This is a genomic window from Olsenella massiliensis, from assembly GCF_001457795.1.
Lineage (GTDB): Bacteria > Actinomycetota > Coriobacteriia > Coriobacteriales > Atopobiaceae > Olsenella_F > Olsenella_F massiliensis.
In genome coordinates this window covers 777,133-795,904 of record NZ_LN898211.1, presented here as the reverse complement: position 1 = coordinate 795,904, position 18,772 = coordinate 777,133, and the positions used below count along the sequence as shown (strand labels likewise).

Sequence of the window (18,772 nt, the reverse complement as noted above, 5' to 3'; positions counted from 1 at the left end):
TGGTCCAGACGGGCCTGAGGCCTAGAGCCGCTCGACGAGGCGGGCAAGGATCTTGTTGACCGTGTTCATGGCGTCGCGGGGCAGCTCGGTGGGCGCGATGGACACGCCAAACTCCTCCTCGATGCCCACGAGCAGCTCGATAGCAGCCATGGAGTCAAGTAGTCCCAGCTCAAAGAGATCCTCGTCGCGATGTTCGCCTACGGCGTCATCCTCGCAGACCTCCGCCATGAGGTCGAGCAGGCGCTCCTCAAGCTCCTTGTCGGACGTTGTGTCATCCATATGACGCTCCTCTCTGCGACGCTTCTCGCAACGCGGGGGCAACATGACGCGCGCCAGCTCGCCCCCGAGCGCGGCGCGGCACTCCGGTCTCAAGCCTATCGCACGACCCTAAGGCGAGCCTTTGCCGCAACGGCGCGCAAAGCGCCCAAAGACGTCGCCGGGGCCGGGCGCTTGCCGCACCCAAAGGCGCCGCCGGGCGTTGCGCGCAGGGACGCTCGGGACAAGGGCCGACGAAACCGGAGGCGTCCGGGACGCGAGCGTCAATCTCGCGTGAGCTTGCGGCGCAGGCGATGGGGCCGGGACTGCTCCGGGCCCAGACGTCTCTCGCGGTCACGCTGGTAGTCAGCAAAGTTGCCCTCAAACCAATGCCAGCGACCCGGCTCCTCGTCCGTGCCCTCCCAGGCAAGTATGTGCGTCGCCACGCGGTCCATGAACCAGCGGTCGTGACTCGTGATCACAGCGCAGCCCGGAAACGCCAGCAGGGCCTCCTCGAGCGAGGCGAGGGTCTCGGTGTCGAGGTCGTTGGTGGGCTCGTCCAGCAGGAGGAGATTGCCGCCCTGGCGCAGGGTGAGGGCCAGGTTGAGGCGGTTGCGCTCGCCGCCCGAGAGCACGCCGGCACGCTTCTGCTGGTCGGGGCCCTTGAAGCCAAAGGCGCTCACGTACGCGCGACTGGGTATCTCGGTGCCGCCCACCTGGATGAAGTCGTTGCCGTCCGAGACGACCTCCCAGACGCTCTTGTCGGGCTCGAGACCCTCGCGACCCTGGTCGACATAGGAGAGCTGCACGGTGTCGCCCAGGCTGAGACTGCCGGAGCTGGGCTGCTCCTGGCCCACGATCATCTTGAACAGCGTGGACTTGCCGACGCCGTTGGGACCGATGACGCCCACGATGCCGCCTCGCGGCAGGGCGAAGCTCAGGTCGTCAATGAGCACGCGCTCGCCAAACGCCTTGCACAGGCGCTCGACCTCGAGGACCTTGGAACCAAGGCGCGGACCCACCGGGATGTGAATGTCGGTGAAGTCCGTCTTCGTCACGCGGCGCGCCTCGGCGTCCATCTGCTCGAAGGCGGTCAGGCGGGCCTTGCTCTTTGCCTGACGGGCCTTCTGGGACGAACGGACCCAGGCGAGCTCGTCCTTCATCTTCTTGGCGCGTCGGGCGTTCTGCCTGGACTCCATGACGAGGCGAGCGGCCTTGGTCTCGAGGTAGGTGGAGTAGTTGCCCTTGTACGGGTACAGGGTGCCGCGGTCGACCTCACAGATCCATTCGGCGACGTTGTCGAGGAAGTAGCGGTCGTGCGTGACGGCCAGCACCGCCCCCGGGTAGCTCTTGAGGAACTGCTCAAGCCAGAGCACGGACTCGGCGTCAAGGTGGTTGGTAGGCTCGTCAAGAAGCAGCAGGTCAGGAGCCTCAAGGAGCAGGCGACAGAGCGCGACGCGACGACGCTCGCCGCCGGAGAGGTGACTCACCCGCTCATCCGGGTCGGGGCATTGCAGAGCGTCCATGGCCTGGCTGAGCTGGCTGTCAAGGTCCCAGCCGTTGGCTGCGTCAATCTGGGTCTGAAGCTCGCCCATCTCGGCCATGAGGGCGTCGAAGTCCGCGTCGGGGTCCGCCATCTGCTCGCTGATCTGGTTAAAGCGCTCGACCTTGGCGATGACGTCCCCAAAGGCCTGGCGGACGTTCTCGCCGACCGTCTTGTCCTCGTCCAGCGGGGGCTCCTGTTCGAGCAGGCCCACCGAAAAGCCCGGCGTGAGCCGCGCCTCGCCGTTTGAGATGTCCTCGCGACCAGCCATGATCTTGAGCAGCGTTGACTTGCCCATGCCGTTGGGGCCCACGACGCCGATCTTGGCGCCGGGGAAGAAGCCCATCGTGACGTCGTCGAGGATGACCTTGCCGTCAAAGGCCTTGCGGACCCGCTCCATCTGGTAGATGAACTCTGCCATGTGCTCTCCCTCGGTGTGGTTGCCGGGCCCAGGGGCCGAATGGCGTGGCCGCCTGGCTCGGATGCTTTGCGTGATCCCATTCTAGGGGAGTCTGGGAGAGTCGCGACCCCCTCAGGCGTGGTCCGGCACAATGGCCACAGCCCACGCAGCCGCCAGGAACCCTCATCCCGCGGCGACGAATGGCTCGCCATGAACTCAAGATTATGGGGTAGTGCATATGTATTCCTACTTTATGCCTTGTTTTGAATTTACCTCCTGACAGTCTTGTCGTAGGTCGGCACTACTCGGGCAAATCGCCCCAAATTTGGCCAAAACCATCGAGTAATGCTGACTTTTTGCGAACCCGTCACGTACGAGGCGGCGCGTTTATGCGAACGACCACGTTGACGTTGGGACCGCGGCACGACATCCCTGGCGCGGCCGTGGTGCGCCAAGGGCGCACCCGCCTCGTCCACCGCCCAAGATGCGGCCTCGCATGCCGCCCTACGCCCCCGCCAGACTCAGAACCCAAACCTGCCGCAGCCGCGCAGGGCGGAAAACACCTCAAGCCGGGCCGCGCGAGATGCGGGGTCTCCCATGCGCCTGAGAAGCTCGTCGCGGCATGACCTGCCGCGATCGTGCCCGATGCAGTGCGCCAGTCGCCTCAGGAACCCCTCGTAGCGCTCAAAGCTTTCGACGTCCTGCGCGGTGCTGGGAAAGCACCTGATGCCCAGCGCTGCATAACACTGAGCACGGCGCGCATCCTCTGCGACGCGGTCAACGCCCTCGTGCCAGACGGCCCCGTTGTGCTCGATGGCAAGGCCCAGGTCCTCAAAGAGAAGATCGGGCCTCAGCGACGTGCGCCCCAGCAGCGCGGAGACCTCCTGCGTCGTCACGAGCTGCGCATTCATCAGGGGGACTCCCAGCCCAAACCCTCCGTGACGGGCGGGAAGAGACAGCATAACGACGTGCAGGCACTCCATGGGTGACGCGGCGCCGCCGCGCACCATTCTGACGGCCACCTGCGCCAGCGCTCGCCCCTTAAGGTGACGGGTCTGCCCGAGCCAGGAGCGAAGGCGTTCGGGTGTCGTCGCGGGCGGCAGCCGATAGGCGCAGGGACCCCCATAGGGGCGCGCCGGGTCGCGCGCATAGCTGCCGCACAGCTCCATGCCATAGGCCGCCAGAAGCGCCACCGCAGCCTGCCTCGACAGCTCCCCGTTGCCAACCGCAGTGGTGAGGAGCCCGGCAAAGTGCGCAAATGTCAGCTCGGGGCCATCAACATGGAGCACCTCACCATCTGACGACAGCTCGGCAAGAAGAAAGGTGCCCGGCGGGAACGTCCGCGCGCAGACCAGGCAGGTGACCTCGGGTGCCACGACACGCCTGCCCGCCCATGGAACCCTGATCGCGAGGGGGTGCCGTGCGTCCACCACACGATAGTCACGCAGCGCGGCCACGGCACCGCGCCAGGCCTGGGCGTGACGTCGCCCCCCGTCTCCCACCCTGCGCTCACAGGCGCCATGAAGCCGCGGCCAAGCGCCCCGACGACCCTGGCGAAGAAGCTCCGCCGCGCTTGCGCCGCCAATCCAGACATCCATGCGCACATGATAGCCGGATGGGACCCAACCACTGTTGAGGTTGCGATAAATACCACTATCTAGCAGCTACTTTGCTAAAATCTTGCAGTTTTTTCGCTACATTCTGACGCCAACGTCAGGACTTGACGACGGGCGGCTCCGGCGGGGACGGGCATCAGGGCGACGGAGTGCGGGGCGGGGCCAGGACGGCAGCGGCAAGATGCTCCATGAAGCGGGCCGCGGCGACCGAGGGCCGCTCGGCCCTGCGCGAGACCACGCCTATCGTGCGAAACGCGCGCGGCTCGACGTGGCGCACGGCCAGGTGGTACGGGTTGCGCCTCAGTATCAGCGCGGGGAGGACCGCCAGCCCCAGGCCGCTCTCGACCATGGACATGATGGCGTAGTCGTCAAAGGTCGTGAAACGCACCCGGGGACGCAGCCCGACGCGGGAAAAGATGTCAACGACCTCGGTGTCCCCCGACTTGCGCAGCATGATGAACGGCTCCTCGCACAGCTTCTCCACCGGCACGCCCGCCTGGTCGGCAAGACGATGCCCCTCGGGCAGGACCGCCATGAGCTCGTCGGTGGCCAGCGGGTGCGTCCGCAGTAGGGGACTCTTTGGCACAAAGGGAAGAAATCCCAGGTCAACACGGCCTTCCGCGCACCAGCTCTCGATCTCGGCGTAATCGCCCATCAAAAGCTCGTAGTCCACGTCGGGATACTCCCGCGAGAAGCCCCTCATCACCTCCGGCAGCCAATGGGTGGCGACGCTCGAGAAGCACCCGATGCGCACGGTTCCCGCCCGGATGCCGCGTATGTCGTCCACCTGCATGCGAAGCCGACGGTCGGCTTCGCACACCTCCCGCACGAGCGGTCGCAGCCGCTCGCCGTCAGGCGTGAGCCTCAGGGGCCCGCGCCCCCTCTCCAGCAGGGACACGCCCCAGTCCTGCTCGAGGTCAGCCACCATGCGGCTCACCCCCGACTGCGAATACGACAGCCTCCGCGCCGCCCGCGTGAAGCTCCCCGTCCTGCAGCTCTCAAGAAAGGCCTGGTACTTCATGAGGTTTGTCTCCATGGGACCCCCGTCCTTCCCGTCGTGGCGACGCGCGACGATACCATGACTAATTTGCATGATAACCATGATATACATTCGCTTTTATTCTGCGATGACCCGTGCCAGACTGGCAGCTGGCGACACGTCGCGTACCCCCCACCCACCGCGAGAAGGACGGCGTCATGTCCAAGGAGTTCACCAAGTATCTGGCTTCCCTCGTCCTGTTTGGGTCCAACGGCATCGTCGCCGCGCACGTCGCGCTCCCCGTCTGCCAGCTCGTCCTCTGGCGCACGCTCGCCGGCAGCATCCTGATCCTGGCGGCGCTGGCGGGCTCTTGCGCACGGGCAAGCTCCCGCGCACGAGTGGACGCGTCGGGCGTGGGGGCACCTCGGCTCGCCGCGACCGACCACCCGCGCGAGGCGCTGTCGCTTGCCGCGTCCGGCGCCGCCCTGGGCGTCGGCTGGATCTTCCTCTTTGGCGCCTATCGCCTGGTGGGCGTGGGCGTGGCGACGCTCGCCTATTACTGCGGCCCGATCATCGTCATGGCGCTCTCTCCCCTCCTGTGCGGCGAGAGGCTCACGTGCGTCAAAGTCGCCTGCCTCTCGAGCGTGGCGGTCGGGGCGGCGCTCGTGGTGTCGCGAGGCGCGGGCCCCGCGCCCGACGTCGCCGGCCTCGCCCTGGGCGCGGGCAGCGCCGTCATGTATGCGGCCATGGTGCTTTTTTCCAAGAGGGCGCCCCACGTGGGCGGGATGGAGTCGGCGGCGATCCAGCTCGTCGCAAGCTGCGTCGCCGTGACGACCTGGGCGACGCTCACGGGAACGCTGCCTACGCCGTCCTCGCTCGTGGGTCCCAGCCTCCCCGCCCTGCTCGTCCTGGGCGTCGTCAACACCGGCGTGGGCTGCTACCTGTACTTCTCGTCACTGGGGGCGCTGAGCGTCCAGCGCGTGGCCGTCTGCGGCTACCTTGAGCCGCTCTCCGCCGTCCTGCTCTCGGCCCTCCTTCTGGGCGAGACCCTCACGCCCTTGTGCCTGCTGGGCGGCCTGCTCATCATAGGCGGCGCCGTCAGCAGCGAGCTCGCGGGCTCCGTGCGTCTGCGGCGACGGACGTGCGGGACCCTGGCGCACGGGCGGCCCGCCCCCGCAAACGGCCTCGTCGCCGGGCATGCCGCACACTAGCCGCCTCACGCCCTGGCCCGCGCCGCGACCATCGGCCACACCGGGCGCCGCCGTGTGAACCCCGCCTTTTGTCGCATGTTTATGCACGTCAGACCACAGCAGGCGACGGCGCGACGGCAGGCTCGCCCATTCCGTGGCACAATGGGCGCAGGCGTAGGGCGCGCACGGGCGTCCCCCAGGTTCAACAAGGCAAGGAGAAACGCATGCCCGAGACCATTCGCAAGGTCAACGTCATAGGCCACCTCCACCCCGACACCGACAGCATCTGCTCGGCGATCGCGCTGGCCTATCTCAAGAATCAGATTGGCGACGTCAGGTACGAGCCGCGCCGTGCCGGTACCGTCAACCGCGAGACGGCCTTCGTCCTCAAGCACTTCGGCTTTGAGGAGCCCCAGCTCATCACCTCGGTCCGCCCTCAGATCAAGGACATCAAGATCCAGGAGACGAAGGGCATCGACCCCGAGATGAGCCTCTTTTCCGCCTGGACCCTCATGGGCGACACAAAGACCGACACGCTCTGCATCACCAGCGACGACCACGAGCTCGAGGGCCTCATCGCCGTCAAGGACATCGCCAACGCCAACATGAACGTCTTTGACACCACGATCATCGCCGAGTCCCGGACGCTCTTTGCCAACATCATCTCGACGCTCAAGGGCACGATGCTCCAGGGAGACGCCGACGCCCGCGTGACCACGGGCAAGGTGGTCGTCGGCACGACGCCCGAGATGATGGAGGGCAAGATCGAGCAGGGCGACACCGTGCTCGTCACCAATCGCTACGAGACCCAGCGCTTTGCGGTTGAGTCCGGCGCCAGCTGCCTCGTGGTCTGCAACGACGCGCGCATCTCCAACGTCGTGCTCGACGCCGCCGCCGCAAACGGCTGCACCGTCATCTCCACCCCCTACGACACCTTTGCCGCCGCTCGTCTGATCAGCATGTCCATCCCCGTGCGCGCCATCATGCTCCCCGCTGACAAGGTGCTGCGCTTCTCGGTCAACACGACCGTCGATGACGCCCGCAAGACCATCACGCAGTCACGTCACCGCTTCTTCCCCGTCATTGACGAGGAGGGGTCCTACGTGGGCCTGGTGTCCACGCCCAACCTCCTCAACGTCAACAAGAAGCACGTCATCCTCGTTGACCACAACGAGCGCTCGCAGGCGGTCGATGGCCTTGAGCAGGCCGTCATCATGGAGATCGTCGATCATCACCGCATCGGCTCCATCGAGACCTCGGCGCCCGCGCTCTTCCGCAACGAGCCCGTCGGCTGCACCAACACCATTCTCTACAGCATGTACCAGGAGCAGGGCGTCCAGATTCCGCCCGACATCGCCGGCCTCATGATGTCCGCCATCCTCTCGGACACCCTGGCGTTTCGCTCGCCCACCTGCACCAAGCGCGACGAGCATGCCGCTCGCGAGCTTGCCAAGATCTGCGGCGAGGACATCGACTCCTACGCCGACGCCATGTTCGACGCCGGCGCGGAGCTCTCGGGCCGCACGGCCGAGGAGGTCTTCCATCAGGACTTCAAGGTGTTCTCCCGCGGCGCCGCCCGCTTTGGCGTGGGCCAGGGGAGCTTCATGACCAAGAACAGCCGCAAGGCGGCCGAGGCGCTCGTGGGGCCCTACCTCAAGGAGGGCGCCGCGGCTGACGAGCTGCCCATGGTGTTCTACATGTTCACCGACGTCAAGACCTCCACGACCGAGATGCTCTACTTTGGCTCCAACGCCGAGGAGGTCGTGAAGCGGGCGTTTGGCGTGACCCCCGAGAACGGCGTCGCCACGCTGCCCGGCGTCGTGAGCCGCAAGAAGCAGGTCGTTCCCGCCCTCATGACCACCCTGCAGGACAGCCTGGACGAGTAGGCGTCAGAGACCTCCGCGCCATCGGCGCCATCGCATCCGCCGCGTTCGCTCCATGACCCAAACGGCCCGTCGCAGTCGCGGCGGGCCGTCCTCAGGCGCGCGTCACGTCATCCGTGCCTAGAGCAGCTGGTCCAGCGTCCGTCCGTAGGGCGGCAGGAACTCGTCCATGAACTCGTCCACCTCGGGCAGCTCCTGGCGCATGCGTCGCAGCTTCTCGCGGGTGGCCTCCTCGGCCGTGACGAACTCGGAGTTGCCGCAGGCTCGCTCCTCGAGGCACTTGATGAGGGCGCTCAGACGGTCGGCGGCCTTGACGAGCCGGGCCACGTAGCGCTCGTCCTCCCCCTCGCCCGCCACGAACGCCCGCTCGAGCGCGGGACGCAGGTCTGCGGGCAGGGTGTCGAGCAGGCGGCGCCGGGCCCGCCCCTCGACGTCCTTGTAGGCGTCGCGCAGCCGGCCGTCGCCGTACTTGACGGGCGTCGGCATGTCGCCGGTGATGATTTCGGACGCATCGTGATACATGCCCAGGAGCGCCGCGCGCGACTCGTCCAGGTGACGACCGTGACGCACGTTGGCGATCACGCAGAGCGCATGGGCGATCATGGCGACCTCAAGCGAGTGCTCCGAGAGGTTCTCGGGGCGCGAGTTGCGCATGAGCGACCAGCGCTCGATATACTTGAGACGCGAGAGTATGGCCAGAAACGGCGACGTTCCCTCGGGCTGAGGTCCTGCCATGATCGTTCCTTTCGCGGGGTGTCGGATTTCGCGGGGTGTCGGATTTCGCGGGGTGTCAGATTTCGCGGGGTGTCGGAGTCCCATCTCATCGCGCTATGGTACGACAAGCCCGCAGGGGACGTGCGGCGCGGGCGCCGTCACGCAGGTCGCACGCGCGACGACGCGACGAGGCCCGTACGACGAGCCGCCGCCGCAGCATGACTCCCGCGCCCGGCGGGCGCGCCGGCAGCCACACGTGGAAAGGATGACATGCACGCCCTTCACGCGCGACTCCCCAAGAACTTCGTCCTCGAGGACCGTCTCGAGCGCTATGCCGACGCCATCGAGCCCGCGCCCGCGCGGTGGGCGGGACGCTGGGCCGAGGTCTGCCACCCCCTCCCCTTTGCCGCATGCGACCCCGCCACGGACGGCACGGCGACGCGACGCGGCGACGCACGGCGGTATCGCGAGGTCCGCCTTGACCTGGGCTGCGGCAAGGGAGCCTTCACGGCCGAGATGGCCCGCCGCGAGCCCGACGTCCTCTTTGTGGGCGTTGACTTTGAGCCCATCTGCATCGCCTACGCCGCCGAGAGGGCCGTCACAGGCGGCCTTGCCAACATGGTCCTCGTCCCCGCGACGGGAGCGGGCGTGGGCGGCATCTTTGGCCCCGGCGAGCTAGGCGGCATCTACCTCAACTTTCCGACGCCCTTCCCGCGCAAGAAGGATGCGGGACTGCGGCTCACCCACCTTGACCGGCTCGTCGAGTATCGACGCCTGTTGGCGCCTGGCGCCAGCGTCCTTCTGAAGACGGACAGCTACCCGCTGTGGCGCTTCTCGCAGACGCAGTTTGACCTGGCGGGCTACACGACGCTCTGGAAGAGCGAGGATGCGCGCGCCGAGCGCCCCGACGACGCCATGAGCTGGTACGAGCGGCGCCTCTGCGCCCAGGGCGCCACGGTCTTCGCGCTGGAGGCCACGCCCGGCCATCTTGCGAGACGCCCCAGGCAGACGGAGAGCCTCAGCCTCGTGGACTACCTCCCCGCCGACGTCGAAAGCATGGGATACGTGCCTCACGGCATGCAGGGCACCGTCACCAACCTGCGAAACCAGCGTCTGAAGGCACGAATGGGGCGCGACGGGGGCGCGTGAGCCCGGGGGCCAAAGGGCGATGACGGGTGTCGGCCGCCCATTGCGGGTAGACTGAAGGACATGATCAAAGGCAGGTGGAGCCGCCTCGCACGCGCGGCCGTCACGTAAGGAGCAGCCATGACCAAGACGTCCCGGACCCTGATCAACGCCTGCGCCGCCCTCGTCGGCGTCGCGGGCACGGCAGCCGCGTTCGAGGGCATCTCCCGCCTCAGGTGGGGACGCTCGGGCGTCGCCAGCGCCTGGGCCGGGCTTCAGCGCGCCTGCGGGGGGCGTGCGGACCTCCTTGGCAGGGACCTCGGCCGCTTTGAGGACTACGTCGAGCGCCACCGGATCGAGAACGAGCGGGAGTACCGGATTCCCGCCTGGCTGCCCCTCTCGTCCCTCGTGTTCGAGGAGACGCGCGACGGCATGAAGACCTATCACCTGGGCACGACGGGCAAGAACGACCGCGCGGTCCTGTACCTGCACGGGGGCGCCTACATCGAGCAGGTCGCCCCCCGGCACTGGCTCTTTGCCGACCAGCTCTGCCAGGCCACCGGCGCCGAGATCTGCGTGCCCATCTACCCGCTTGCGCCCGCCCACGACTACGACGAGGCGTACTCTCTCATCATCGACCTCTACGAGGGCATGGTCGAGCGCCGTGGGGCGGACAACGTCATCCTCATGGGCGACGGGGCGGGCGGCGGCCTCGCCGCAGGCGTCGTCGAGACCTTCGCCCACTACGACCTCCCCCAGCCCGCGCAGCTCATCCTCGTGAGCCCCGAGCTTGACATCACCATGAGGAACCCCGACATCCACACCTACTTTGACCTTGACCCGCAGCTTGCCCCGTGGGGCATCGCCCAGGTGGGCGACATCTGGGCGGACGGCGACGACGCGACCGCGCCCCGCCTGAGCCCCATCAACGGTGACGTGAGCATCCTGCGCAACGTGACGACCTTCGTCGGCGGTCGCGAGATCCTTCGTCCCGACTGCGTCCTGTGGGACCAGCGCCTGCAGGAGGCGGGGGTCACGCATTGTCTCGTCCTGCAGGAGGGCCTCGGCCACGCCTGGCCCCTCGCCCCCATCCCCGAGGCGCGCGCCGCCCGCAGGCTCATTGCCGACATCGTGCGCTCCGGCGCGTCATGGGACCGCTGAGCATGCCCTCGCTGACACCGGGCAACCGACTCTACCTCTATCGCCTGCTTGGGGACGCCCTGGGCAGGGGCAGGCAGGCCCCCCTGGCGGAAGCCGAGGAGGCGCTGCGAGCCGACGGCATCGACGTGACGTCCCTGGGCTTTCACGACGTGCGACAGCTTCTTGAGGAGCTGGATGACATCGTGCGCCTCACCGTGTTCAGGCGAGGACGCCTGCTTGTGACGGTGCCGCCCAACCCAAGCCTGGACGAGGCGCTGTCTCGCCTTGCCGAGAGGGACGACAAGGGAAGGCGGGGCGGGGCGGCCGCCTGGAGGCACCGGAAGGTCGCCAAGGACATGCGCCCCGAGAAGCCCCGACCCAGACGCCGCCGCGCGGCACCCGCCCCCGTCGAGGTCGAGCCGACCGTCACCGCGCCCGATGCGGGCCCCGACCTGACGGGTGGGGCCGAGGACGCCCGCACGGACGGCGAGGCTGCCCAGGTCGTCGCGTCGCCTGTGCCCCAGGGCGACCCCGAAAGCGACGCAGGGACGACCCGCGCCGAGGTCCCGCCCGCAAAGACGCGCGACGTCGCAGCAGGCCCCGCGCCCGCCACGGCAAGGTCAGGGCGCGCTGCGACGGGCGTTCCGCCGACCTCCGAGGGGCGCATCTCGCTCACCATCACCTATGACCCCCACGAGGCGCTCGACGCCTCGGAGGGGCCTGCGAGCGCACCCGCGCCCGCGACGTCGGGGGCCGAGGCGCCGGACGGCGCGGCTAAGGGCCCCGCCACAAGAAGCCCGGCCGCCGCAGGCCCCGCGGCGCCTGCGAGCCCGACAAACGACCTCGGCCGTCTGCCCCGCGACCTGCCCGAGAGCCTCCGTGACGAGCTGTCCTGCCCGGACGAGCCCCTGAGCGTCCTCTATCAGCTGCTGCCCCCTGACGTCGAGCCCCTGACCGTCCTCGACGAGGACTGGCGGCGAGCGCGCGGCACGGGGACGTTTGAGGCGACCAGGTCATGCGTGAGCTTTCCTTTGCGCTACGTGGGCGCGGACGGCCTGCCCGTGCGAGCCGTCATCAGGCGCGTCAGACGCCCGGGCGCGCAGCGGCGCTGGAGTCTTTCAGACGTCGCGGGCGGCACGTCCCTTCATCCCCTCAGGGTCGAGACGGTGGGCCTTGAGGGACTCGCCGAACGACGCGCGGGAAGCTGGCGGGGACTGTCGCCGGAGGGAGCGTCGTTTGGGCTCGACCTTGAGCGCGAGCTGGCGGACTTCATGGTCATAGGCTCCTGGGACGCGCTTCTGCAGGACGCCGCCAGGCAGGCGGCACGTGAGCCCTGGACATTTGGGTCCGACGCGTCCTTGGGCGCCGAGGGCGGGCGCGACGCCACTGATACCCTGCCCATCCTGCGTGAGTATCTGTGCGCCACGCTCCATGACGTCCGCGAGCAGCACCTCCTGGCCGTGGCGGACGACGGGAGCCTTGCCGCATGGAACACCGGGCTTCTTTCCGACGACGCCCGCGACGTCTATTGCGTGCTGCGTCCCCACGAGGGCGCCGTCCCCTGGCGGCTCGCGGGCTGCTGCCGCGCAGGCGAGGGCGCGCTGGGCGGGACGCTCGTCGCGCGGCTGAGGGCGCTGCCCGCCCCCGCCCGTCACGCACGTCCGACGGGAGAGTCCCTGACGACACGGGACGAGGGCGTCTCGCTCACCCCTGAGCTGGACCAGCCGCACGTCCGCCTGGAGCTCTCCCGGACGCTGCGGCGTCTGGCCCAGAGCCCGACGCTTGCCGCCGCCGCCTTTGACCCCGCGCACCCCCGCCGGACCGTGCTGCTGCTGCCTCTGGGCACGGGCGCGGGAGACAGGGCCGAGCGGGCGCTCGTCGTCACGAGCGAGGGGGACGCGGACGGCTACCGCGCACAGGGGATCGTCTCGCCCCGGGACGCCTACGTCTGCGCCCGGACCGTCAGCGCGGAGCTGCCCTCCTGGCTGCGCGAGCTCGTGAGGGCATAGGAGGCGGCACGCAACGCCAGACAGGGACCGGGACCCTTCCCTCATTCGGCGCGCCGTTCCCTGCGCCGTCAGGCGACGACGCGGGCCGAGGAGCCCTCGCGCCCGCTGGTGACAACGACCTTGCGCTCGATGACGCTCTGCAGCTCGGCCACATGACTGATGATGCCCACGAGCTTGCCGGCCGATGACAGGTCCGAGAGCATCTTGACGGCCGCCTGGAGGGCGTCGGCGTCAAGCGTGCCGAAGCCCTCGTCGATGAACATCGTGTCCAGCTGGACGCCGCCGGCCCTGCCCTGCACGACGTCTGACAGGCCCAGGGCGAGCGAGAGGCTCGCCTCGAAGGACTCGCCGCCCGAGAGCGTGCGGGCGCTGCGGCTCTTGCCGGTGTAGTTGTCCAGCACGTCCAGGTCAAGGCCCACGTTCTTGCCCCTGCCCACGTCCGTGCGTCTCAGAAGCTGGTAGCGACCGCCGGTGACTACAGCAAGGCGCCTGTTGGCGGCGGTGATGACCTGGTCAAAGTAGACGGTCTGGACATAGCGCTCGAACGAGAGCTTCTCCTTGCCCACCAGGTCGCCGGTGAGGGTGTCGGCAAGCTGCCTGAGCGTCCCGTAGCGCCGCTCGAGGGAGGAGGAGTCAGCAAGGGCCTGTCGGGCCTTGGCCAGAAGGTCGAGGTTGGCGCCCTGCCGCGCCCCCAGGTCCTGGAGCCTGGCATCAAGCGCGCCGCGCTTTGCCTCGGCCTCGTCCATCAGCTTGCGCTCCCGTGCCAGGTCGAGCTCACGCGCCTGACGTGTCGTGCGCTCCAGGCTCTGGATGGTCGCACGTGCCGACGCCTGGCTGCCGCGACAGGCCTCCCACGCCTCGCGCGCCGCCTCCAGTCGGCCCCGTGAGGCCTCAAGCTCCTCGCTCAGCGCGGCAAGCCGCTGGCGAACCTCCTGCTCCGTGTCCGGCCCCACGGCGGCGCGGGCCTCGTCGCGGCGGGCGCGGGCCTGAGTCAGGCGGTCACGCGCTGCCTGGGCCAGCTCCGCGGCGTCTCTCTGCAGGCGGGCGAGCTCAGCCACGCGTGGCTCAAGGTCATGGGCTCGGCGCAGCGCGTCGCTTTTGCCCTCGGCCAGCTCCCGTGCCGCACGGGCGTCCGCCTCGGCCTTTCGCGCCAGCCTGGCGCAGGAGTCCAGCCGCTCCTGACAGGCCGTTTGACCCTCGGCGGGCAGCTCGCCCTCGAGGGCGGCAAGCCTGCCCTGGGCGGTATGCAGCTCCTGGCGCAGCCCCTGGGCGACCCTTTGCGCCTCGGCAAGCTCGCCGGCCGTCTTCCTCTCGTCCTCCTCAAGGGAGCTGAGGTCCTCGCGCAGGGCCTTGACGCGCGCGAGCTCCGCCTTTACCCGCACGATGCCCTCCTCGGCCGCCGCGACGTCCTTGGCGGCAACGTCGCGCGCGACGAGAAGCGCCTCCTCGTCCGCGTCCGCAAGGGCCTCGGCGAGCGTCCCGCGCGCGCCCTCGCAGGAGCGTCGCGCCGCAGATGCCGCCTGGGCGTCGGCGAGAGCGCGGGTCCGCGCCCCCTCCTCCTCGTCCTTGAGCGCCTGGAGGGCGCCCTCACCGGGCACGTCGGACGAGAGCGAGGCGGGACGCGGATGGTGCAGGGAGCCGCAGACGGGGCAGGCCTCCCCCTCTTGCAGGCCGCGTGCCAGGATGCCGGCCTGATGGTCAAGATAGGCGCGCTGGGCGCGCCGGGAGGCCTCGCGCGAGGCCTCCCAGGCGCACCGAGTCCGCCGGTAGGCCGCGTCGCGCTCGTCCTGCTCCCTGACGGCCTCGTCCAGGGTCGCCCGAAGCCGCGTGAGCCTGTCATGCCGGACCGCGAGCTCATCCAGCCTGCCCTGCGCCTCGTCACGCTCGACCTGCAGACGGCGGAGGGCCTCCTCGTTCCCGCCCGCCGCCTCTATGGAGGCCCGCCCGGCGTCAACCGACGACCGCAGCCTCTTAAGCCCCTCCTCAAGGCGCTTTACGACGCCGTCCTGCAAGGAGATCTCGCCTTGCAGGGCCTCCACGCGCGTACGCTGACCCCGTGCCGCCTCAAACGCCGCGATCTGGCCTTGTGCGCCCGCAAGGTCGCGTTGGGCGGCGTCTTTGAGCGCGTCCGCCTCAAAGGCCTGCCGCTCCGCCTCGGGATGCTCGTTCGCCCTGGCCAGCAGGGACTCCCGGTCCTTTTGGGCCAGCGCTACGCGACGGCTCGCCTCGTCCAGCCGTCTTTCCTCCACGAGCAGCTGACGTTCCAGCTCAGCCGAGTTGCCCTCGAGCTCGGCGAGGTGCGCCAGGCCCTCAAGGCGCGCCTGGGCTCGGGCCATGTCCCGCGCGAGGCGCGAGCGCAGCTCGTCGTCGGCACGCTGGGCCTCGAGGGCGGCCCGCAGCCCGGGCTCCCGACGCCCCTCGCGCTCGAGCCGCTCCCGCGCGGCGTCCAGCTCGCCCAGGGCTCCGCGCATGCCCTCGACTCTCTGGACGTTGGCGCTCGCCGCGTCGCGGCGCGCCATCACCAGGGACCGCTCCTGCAGCAGCGTCTGGCGGGCGGCGGCGTCCAGCTCCAGGAGCGTGCCGATCAGCTCGACGAGCTCCTTGCCCGACAGCGCCTCGCCCAGCGCGCCGCCCCGCCTGCCTGGGCGCCCGCCTCCCCCGACGCGTCCTCGGGCACCTTGACGAGCGCCTGGATGCTCTCGAGGCGGCGCCGGGCCTCCCTGAAGTCGCCTTCGAGCGCTGACAGCTGCCCGGCAAGGTCGCGCTCGACGCGCCGGAAGGGCTCCGTGGCGAACAGGCGCCTGAAGACCTCCCCGCGCTGGTTCGAGTCGGTGAGGAGGAGCTCCCTGAAGGCGCCCTGCGCGATGAGGCAAATCTGCCTGAACTGCTGGCCCGTGACGCCCAGCAGCTCGGTGACTGCGGCGTTTACCTCCGCCCCCCTGGTCAAAAGCGGCAGGCCGGGACGCTCGAGCTCCTGTCCCGGCCGCTGCGGCGCCATGCCCTCGCCCCTGAGCTTGGGCCGCAGGTAGGCGGGGTTGCGCCTGATGCGATAGCGCTGTCCGTGGTACGCGAAGGTCAGCTCGACGAAGGTGGGCGTCTGGGGTGCGGCAAAGTCGCTGCGCATGTCCCGCCCGTCCGTGGGGCCCTCGGAGCTCTCCCCGAACAGGGCGAAGCACAAGGCGTCGAAGATGGTGGTCTTGCCCGCCCCGGTGTCGCCGCAGATCAGGTAGAGACCCTCCTGTCCCAGCTCGTCGAGGTTGAGCGTCGTCTCGCCCGCGTAGGGCCCGTAGGCGCTCATCGTCAGCTTGAGCGGTCGCATCACGCGTCACTCCCCTCGGGGCCCTGCGCCCGCGCGAGCGCCTCGCGCATCATCGCCCGCTGCTCGTCGCTGGGCGCGGTCCCGTTCTGGCTCGCGAAGAAGTCCTCAAAGAGCCCCAGCGGGTCCTTGACGCCAGGGTCTTCGGGCCTCGGCAGGTCACCCGGGGACGTCCGGTCGGCGGGGTCGCCAAACGAGACGCCCATGAGGTTGGGATACACCCTCCGCAGCCGTTCGGGCGCGCCCAGGGGCACGTGCTCGTCCATGAGCGTCACGAACGCGTAGCACTGGCGGTCCCGGTCGCTCAGGCCCCCCACGACGGCGGGGTCGCAGAGCTCCTCCAGACGGCCCCGCAGCTCCCTCATGGGGTGCAGGGGCTCAAGCTCGACCAGCTCAAACGAGACCTCGCCCTTGGGGCCCAGGTCCACGAGGGGAACTGACTTGGGGTAGCGAATCTCTGAGGGCGCGTACGGCAGGAGGCTTCCCGCATAGCGGACGACGTCCCTGCCCACCCTCTGCGGGCGGTGGACATGTCCCAAGGCCACGTAGTCAAAGTCGTCAAAGAGCGCCGCGTCCACGGCGTCGAGGTCGCCCAGGGAGAGCTCGGAGTCGCTGCGCAGGGTCTGTGACCCCCCGCTGACCACGAACTGATGGGCCACCAGGACGTTGCGCGCCGAGACGTCAATCCGACAGGTGGCGAGCACCAGGGCCAGGGCCTGGTTGGTATCCTGGGAGATCTGCTCGTCCGCAAAGAAGGGACGCACCCGCGTGGGAGTCAGATACGGCATGAGCCAGAACGTGACGCCGCCGTGCTCGTCGTCAAGCGTGACGGCATCGAGCGACCCGCCGAACACGGGCGAGACGTGCACGCCCTGGCGACGCAGCAGCTCGCCCGCATAGGCCACGCGCTCGGCCGAGTCGTGGTTGCCGGCGACGCAGAGGCAGGCGAGGCCCCTCTCGACCAGCCCCGTGAGAAACCAGTCGACGAGCGCGACGGCCTCGGCCGACGGCTGGGCCTTGTCATAGAGGTCGCCCGCAATCACGACGGCGTCGACCTGTTTGGCGCACGCCAGGTCGAGCACCTGGGCAAGCGCGTGGCGTTGGTCATCCAGCAGCGAGAAGCCCGCCAGCTGCCGCCCTATGTGCAAGTCCGCAAGATGCAGGAACCTCATGGCGCCTCCCACGGTCGTCCGTCCCTGCGTCCAGTCTAGCCGTGCGTCCGGACATCAATGCCCGAGGGCGTGCGACGATGATCTTACGCCGGCGGTGCGCTTGTTTCGTTTGTAGTCAGATGCGCCCTCCACCGACGTGGACACACCGCCCGACGATACAATGAGGGCGGCATGACGCAGCTTTCGAGCCTGGAGGTATCCGATGGCGACAGACGGCAAGATTAAGATGAGGACGCCCCTCGTCGAGATGGACGGCGACGAGATGACGCGCATCATCTGGCAGATGGTCAAGGACGACCTCATCCTCCCTTGCGTAGACCTCAGGACCGAATACTTCGACCTGGGCCTCTCTCACCGCGACGAGACGGACGACCAGGTGACCCGCGACGCCGCCGAGGCCACCAGGCGCCTGGGCGTGGCCGTCAAGTGCGCCACCATCACGCCCAACGCGCAGCGCGTCGAGGAGTACGGCCTCAAGCGCATGTGGAAGAGCCCCAACGGCACGATTCGCGGCCTGCTTGACGGCACCGTCTTTCGCACCCCCATCGTGGTCAGGGGCATCGAGCCCCAGGTGCGCTCCTGGCGCCGCCCCATCACCATCGCCCGTCACAGCTACGGCGACGTCTACCAGAACGCGGAGCTGCGCGTGGACGGCCCCGGCACGGCCGAGCTCGTCTTCACGGGCGACGACGGCACGCAGGCGCGCCGGACCATCCACCGCTTTGAGGGGCCGGGCGTCATCCAAGGCATGCACAATCTCGACGCCTCCATCAGGAGCTTTGCCACGAGCTGCTTTGAGTATGCCCTCTCCGCCCGCCAGGACCTGTGGTTTGCCACGAAGGACACCATCAGCAAGACCTATGACCATCGCTTCAAGGACGTCTTTGGCGAAATCTTCGAGGACGGCTATCGCGAGCGGTTCGCCGCGGCGGGCATCGAGTACTTCTACACGCTCATCGACGACGCCGTCGCGCGCGTCATGCGCAGCGAGGGCGGCTTCGTCTGGGCCTGCAAGAACTACGACGGCGACGTGATGAGCGACATGCTCTCCTCGGCCTTTGGCTCTCTGGCCATGATGACCTCGGTGCTGGCAAGCCCCCAGGGGCAGTTTGAGTTCGAGGCGGCCCACGGCACGGTGACGCGCCACTACTACCGCCATCTCAAGGGCGAGACGACCTCCACCAACTCGGTGGCGACGATCTTCGCCTGGTCGGGGGCCCTGCGCAAGCGCGGCGAGCTGGACGGGACGCCCGAGCTCACGGCCTTTGCCGACCGCCTGGAGCGCGCCACCATCGACACCATCGAGGGCGGCCAGATGACGGGGGACCTCGCACGCATCACGTCGCTCCCAAACGTGCAGACGCTGGACACCGAGGGGTTCATCCTCGCCGTCGCGAAGCGTCTGCGCGCGTAGCGATCCGCCCTTGCCG

Annotated in this window: 14 protein-coding genes; 6 read left to right on the top strand and 8 right to left on the bottom strand. The window is 68.9% G+C overall.

Annotation, left to right across the window (positions count from 1 at the left end; translation table 11 throughout):
• Positions 1–21: 21 nt before the first annotated feature.
• The 4 genes from dltC to BN3001_RS07570 all read right to left on the bottom strand — a co-directional run bounded on the left by dltC (position 22) and on the right by BN3001_RS07570 (position 4,850).
• Positions 22–279, bottom strand: coding sequence for a D-alanine--poly(phosphoribitol) ligase subunit DltC (gene dltC, locus BN3001_RS07585; RefSeq protein ID WP_058271143.1), 258 nt, complete (start codon positions 277–279; stop codon positions 22–24).
• 260 nt (positions 280–539) lie between these two features.
• Positions 540–2,219, bottom strand: coding sequence for an energy-dependent translational throttle protein EttA (gene ettA, locus BN3001_RS07580; protein WP_058271142.1), 1,680 nt, complete (start codon positions 2,217–2,219; stop codon positions 540–542).
• A 500-nt stretch (positions 2,220–2,719) separates the two neighbouring features.
• Positions 2,720–3,796, bottom strand: coding sequence for a hypothetical protein (locus tag BN3001_RS07575; RefSeq protein ID WP_197407475.1), 1,077 nt, complete (start codon positions 3,794–3,796; stop codon positions 2,720–2,722).
• Between the two features lie 154 nt (positions 3,797–3,950).
• Positions 3,951–4,850 (bottom strand): LysR family transcriptional regulator, encoded by a 900-nt coding sequence (locus BN3001_RS07570; RefSeq protein WP_058271140.1) that lies wholly within the window; start codon positions 4,848–4,850, stop codon positions 3,951–3,953.
• Between the two features lie 161 nt (positions 4,851–5,011).
• Between BN3001_RS07570 and BN3001_RS07565 the strand changes: the two genes are divergently transcribed.
• Entirely contained in the window at positions 5,012–6,004 is a 993-nt protein-coding gene (locus BN3001_RS07565) for a DMT family transporter (protein WP_058271139.1), read from the top strand.
• 203 nt (positions 6,005–6,207) lie between these two features.
• Positions 6,208–7,869 (top strand): putative manganese-dependent inorganic diphosphatase, encoded by a 1,662-nt coding sequence (locus tag BN3001_RS07560; RefSeq protein ID WP_058271138.1) that lies wholly within the window; start codon positions 6,208–6,210, stop codon positions 7,867–7,869.
• Between the two features lie 117 nt (positions 7,870–7,986).
• On the opposite strand, the gene yfbR is transcribed toward BN3001_RS07560, so the two are convergent.
• Complete coding sequence (gene yfbR, locus BN3001_RS07555; RefSeq protein ID WP_058271137.1) at positions 7,987–8,601, bottom strand: 5'-deoxynucleotidase; 615 nt, start codon at positions 8,599–8,601, stop codon at positions 7,987–7,989.
• 249 nt (positions 8,602–8,850) lie between these two features.
• Here yfbR and trmB point away from each other — a divergent pair, with 249 nt between their 5' ends.
• The 3 genes from trmB (at position 8,851) to BN3001_RS07540 (ending at position 12,854) form a co-directional block, all read left to right on the top strand.
• A complete protein-coding gene (gene trmB / locus BN3001_RS07550) occupies positions 8,851–9,729 on the top strand; it encodes a tRNA (guanine(46)-N(7))-methyltransferase TrmB (protein ID WP_058271136.1) in 879 nt (292 codons plus the stop codon).
• Positions 9,730–9,846: 117 nt separating this feature from the next.
• Positions 9,847–10,866 (top strand): alpha/beta hydrolase fold domain-containing protein, encoded by a 1,020-nt coding sequence (locus tag BN3001_RS07545; protein ID WP_058271135.1) that lies wholly within the window; start codon positions 9,847–9,849, stop codon positions 10,864–10,866.
• Between the two features lie 2 nt (positions 10,867–10,868).
• On the top strand, positions 10,869–12,854 hold the full coding sequence (locus BN3001_RS07540; protein ID WP_058271134.1) for a DUF3825 domain-containing protein: 1,986 nt from the start codon (positions 10,869–10,871) through the stop codon (positions 12,852–12,854).
• 68 nt (positions 12,855–12,922) lie between these two features.
• Here BN3001_RS07540 and BN3001_RS07535 read toward each other — a convergent pair whose 3' ends face one another.
• The 3 genes from BN3001_RS07535 to BN3001_RS07525 form a co-directional block, all read right to left on the bottom strand.
• The gene (locus tag BN3001_RS07535; protein WP_058271133.1) at positions 12,923–15,373 is read right to left on the bottom strand and encodes an AAA family ATPase; all 2,451 of its coding nucleotides are present in this window, start codon (positions 15,371–15,373) and stop codon (positions 12,923–12,925) included.
• 65 nt (positions 15,374–15,438) lie between these two features.
• Positions 15,439–16,173, bottom strand: a complete 735-nt coding sequence (locus tag BN3001_RS07530) for an AAA family ATPase (RefSeq protein WP_058271132.1) — start codon at positions 16,171–16,173, stop codon at positions 15,439–15,441.
• Positions 16,173–17,342, bottom strand: coding sequence for an exonuclease SbcCD subunit D (locus tag BN3001_RS07525; RefSeq protein WP_082630083.1), 1,170 nt, complete (start codon positions 17,340–17,342; stop codon positions 16,173–16,175). Before BN3001_RS07525 ends, BN3001_RS07530 begins: the two co-directional genes overlap by 1 nt.
• Before the next feature lie 202 nt (positions 17,343–17,544).
• On the opposite strand from BN3001_RS07525, the gene BN3001_RS07520 reads away from it, so the two are divergent.
• Positions 17,545–18,756, top strand: coding sequence for an NADP-dependent isocitrate dehydrogenase (locus tag BN3001_RS07520; RefSeq protein ID WP_058271130.1), 1,212 nt, complete (start codon positions 17,545–17,547; stop codon positions 18,754–18,756).
• Positions 18,757–18,772: the final 16 nt, after the last annotated feature.

What these genes read in the sequence shown, in the direction of transcription:
- dltC (WP_058271143.1), bottom strand. Translation starts at nt 279, where the DNA reads ATGGATGACACAACGTCCGACAAGGAGCTTGAGGAGCGCCTGCTCGAC.
- ettA (WP_058271142.1), bottom strand. Translation starts at nt 2,219, where the DNA reads ATGGCAGAGTTCATCTACCAGATGGAGCGGGTCCGCAAGGCCTTTGAC.
- BN3001_RS07575 (WP_197407475.1), bottom strand. Translation starts at nt 3,796, where the DNA reads ATGGATGTCTGGATTGGCGGCGCAAGCGCGGCGGAGCTTCTTCGCCAG.
- BN3001_RS07570 (WP_058271140.1), bottom strand. Translation starts at nt 4,850, where the DNA reads ATGGAGACAAACCTCATGAAGTACCAGGCCTTTCTTGAGAGCTGCAGG.
- BN3001_RS07565 (WP_058271139.1), top strand. Translation starts at nt 5,012, where the DNA reads ATGTCCAAGGAGTTCACCAAGTATCTGGCTTCCCTCGTCCTGTTTGGG.
- BN3001_RS07560 (WP_058271138.1), top strand. Translation starts at nt 6,208, where the DNA reads ATGCCCGAGACCATTCGCAAGGTCAACGTCATAGGCCACCTCCACCCC.
- yfbR (WP_058271137.1), bottom strand. Translation starts at nt 8,601, where the DNA reads ATGGCAGGACCTCAGCCCGAGGGAACGTCGCCGTTTCTGGCCATACTC.
- trmB (WP_058271136.1), top strand. Translation starts at nt 8,851, where the DNA reads ATGCACGCCCTTCACGCGCGACTCCCCAAGAACTTCGTCCTCGAGGAC.
- BN3001_RS07545 (WP_058271135.1), top strand. Translation starts at nt 9,847, where the DNA reads ATGACCAAGACGTCCCGGACCCTGATCAACGCCTGCGCCGCCCTCGTC.
- BN3001_RS07540 (WP_058271134.1), top strand. Translation starts at nt 10,869, where the DNA reads ATGCCCTCGCTGACACCGGGCAACCGACTCTACCTCTATCGCCTGCTT.
- BN3001_RS07535 (WP_058271133.1), bottom strand. Translation starts at nt 15,373, where the DNA reads ATGGCGCGCCGCGACGCGGCGAGCGCCAACGTCCAGAGAGTCGAGGGC.
- BN3001_RS07530 (WP_058271132.1), bottom strand. Translation starts at nt 16,173, where the DNA reads ATGCGACCGCTCAAGCTGACGATGAGCGCCTACGGGCCCTACGCGGGC.
- BN3001_RS07525 (WP_082630083.1), bottom strand. Translation starts at nt 17,342, where the DNA reads ATGAGGTTCCTGCATCTTGCGGACTTGCACATAGGGCGGCAGCTGGCG.
- BN3001_RS07520 (WP_058271130.1), top strand. Translation starts at nt 17,545, where the DNA reads ATGGCGACAGACGGCAAGATTAAGATGAGGACGCCCCTCGTCGAGATG.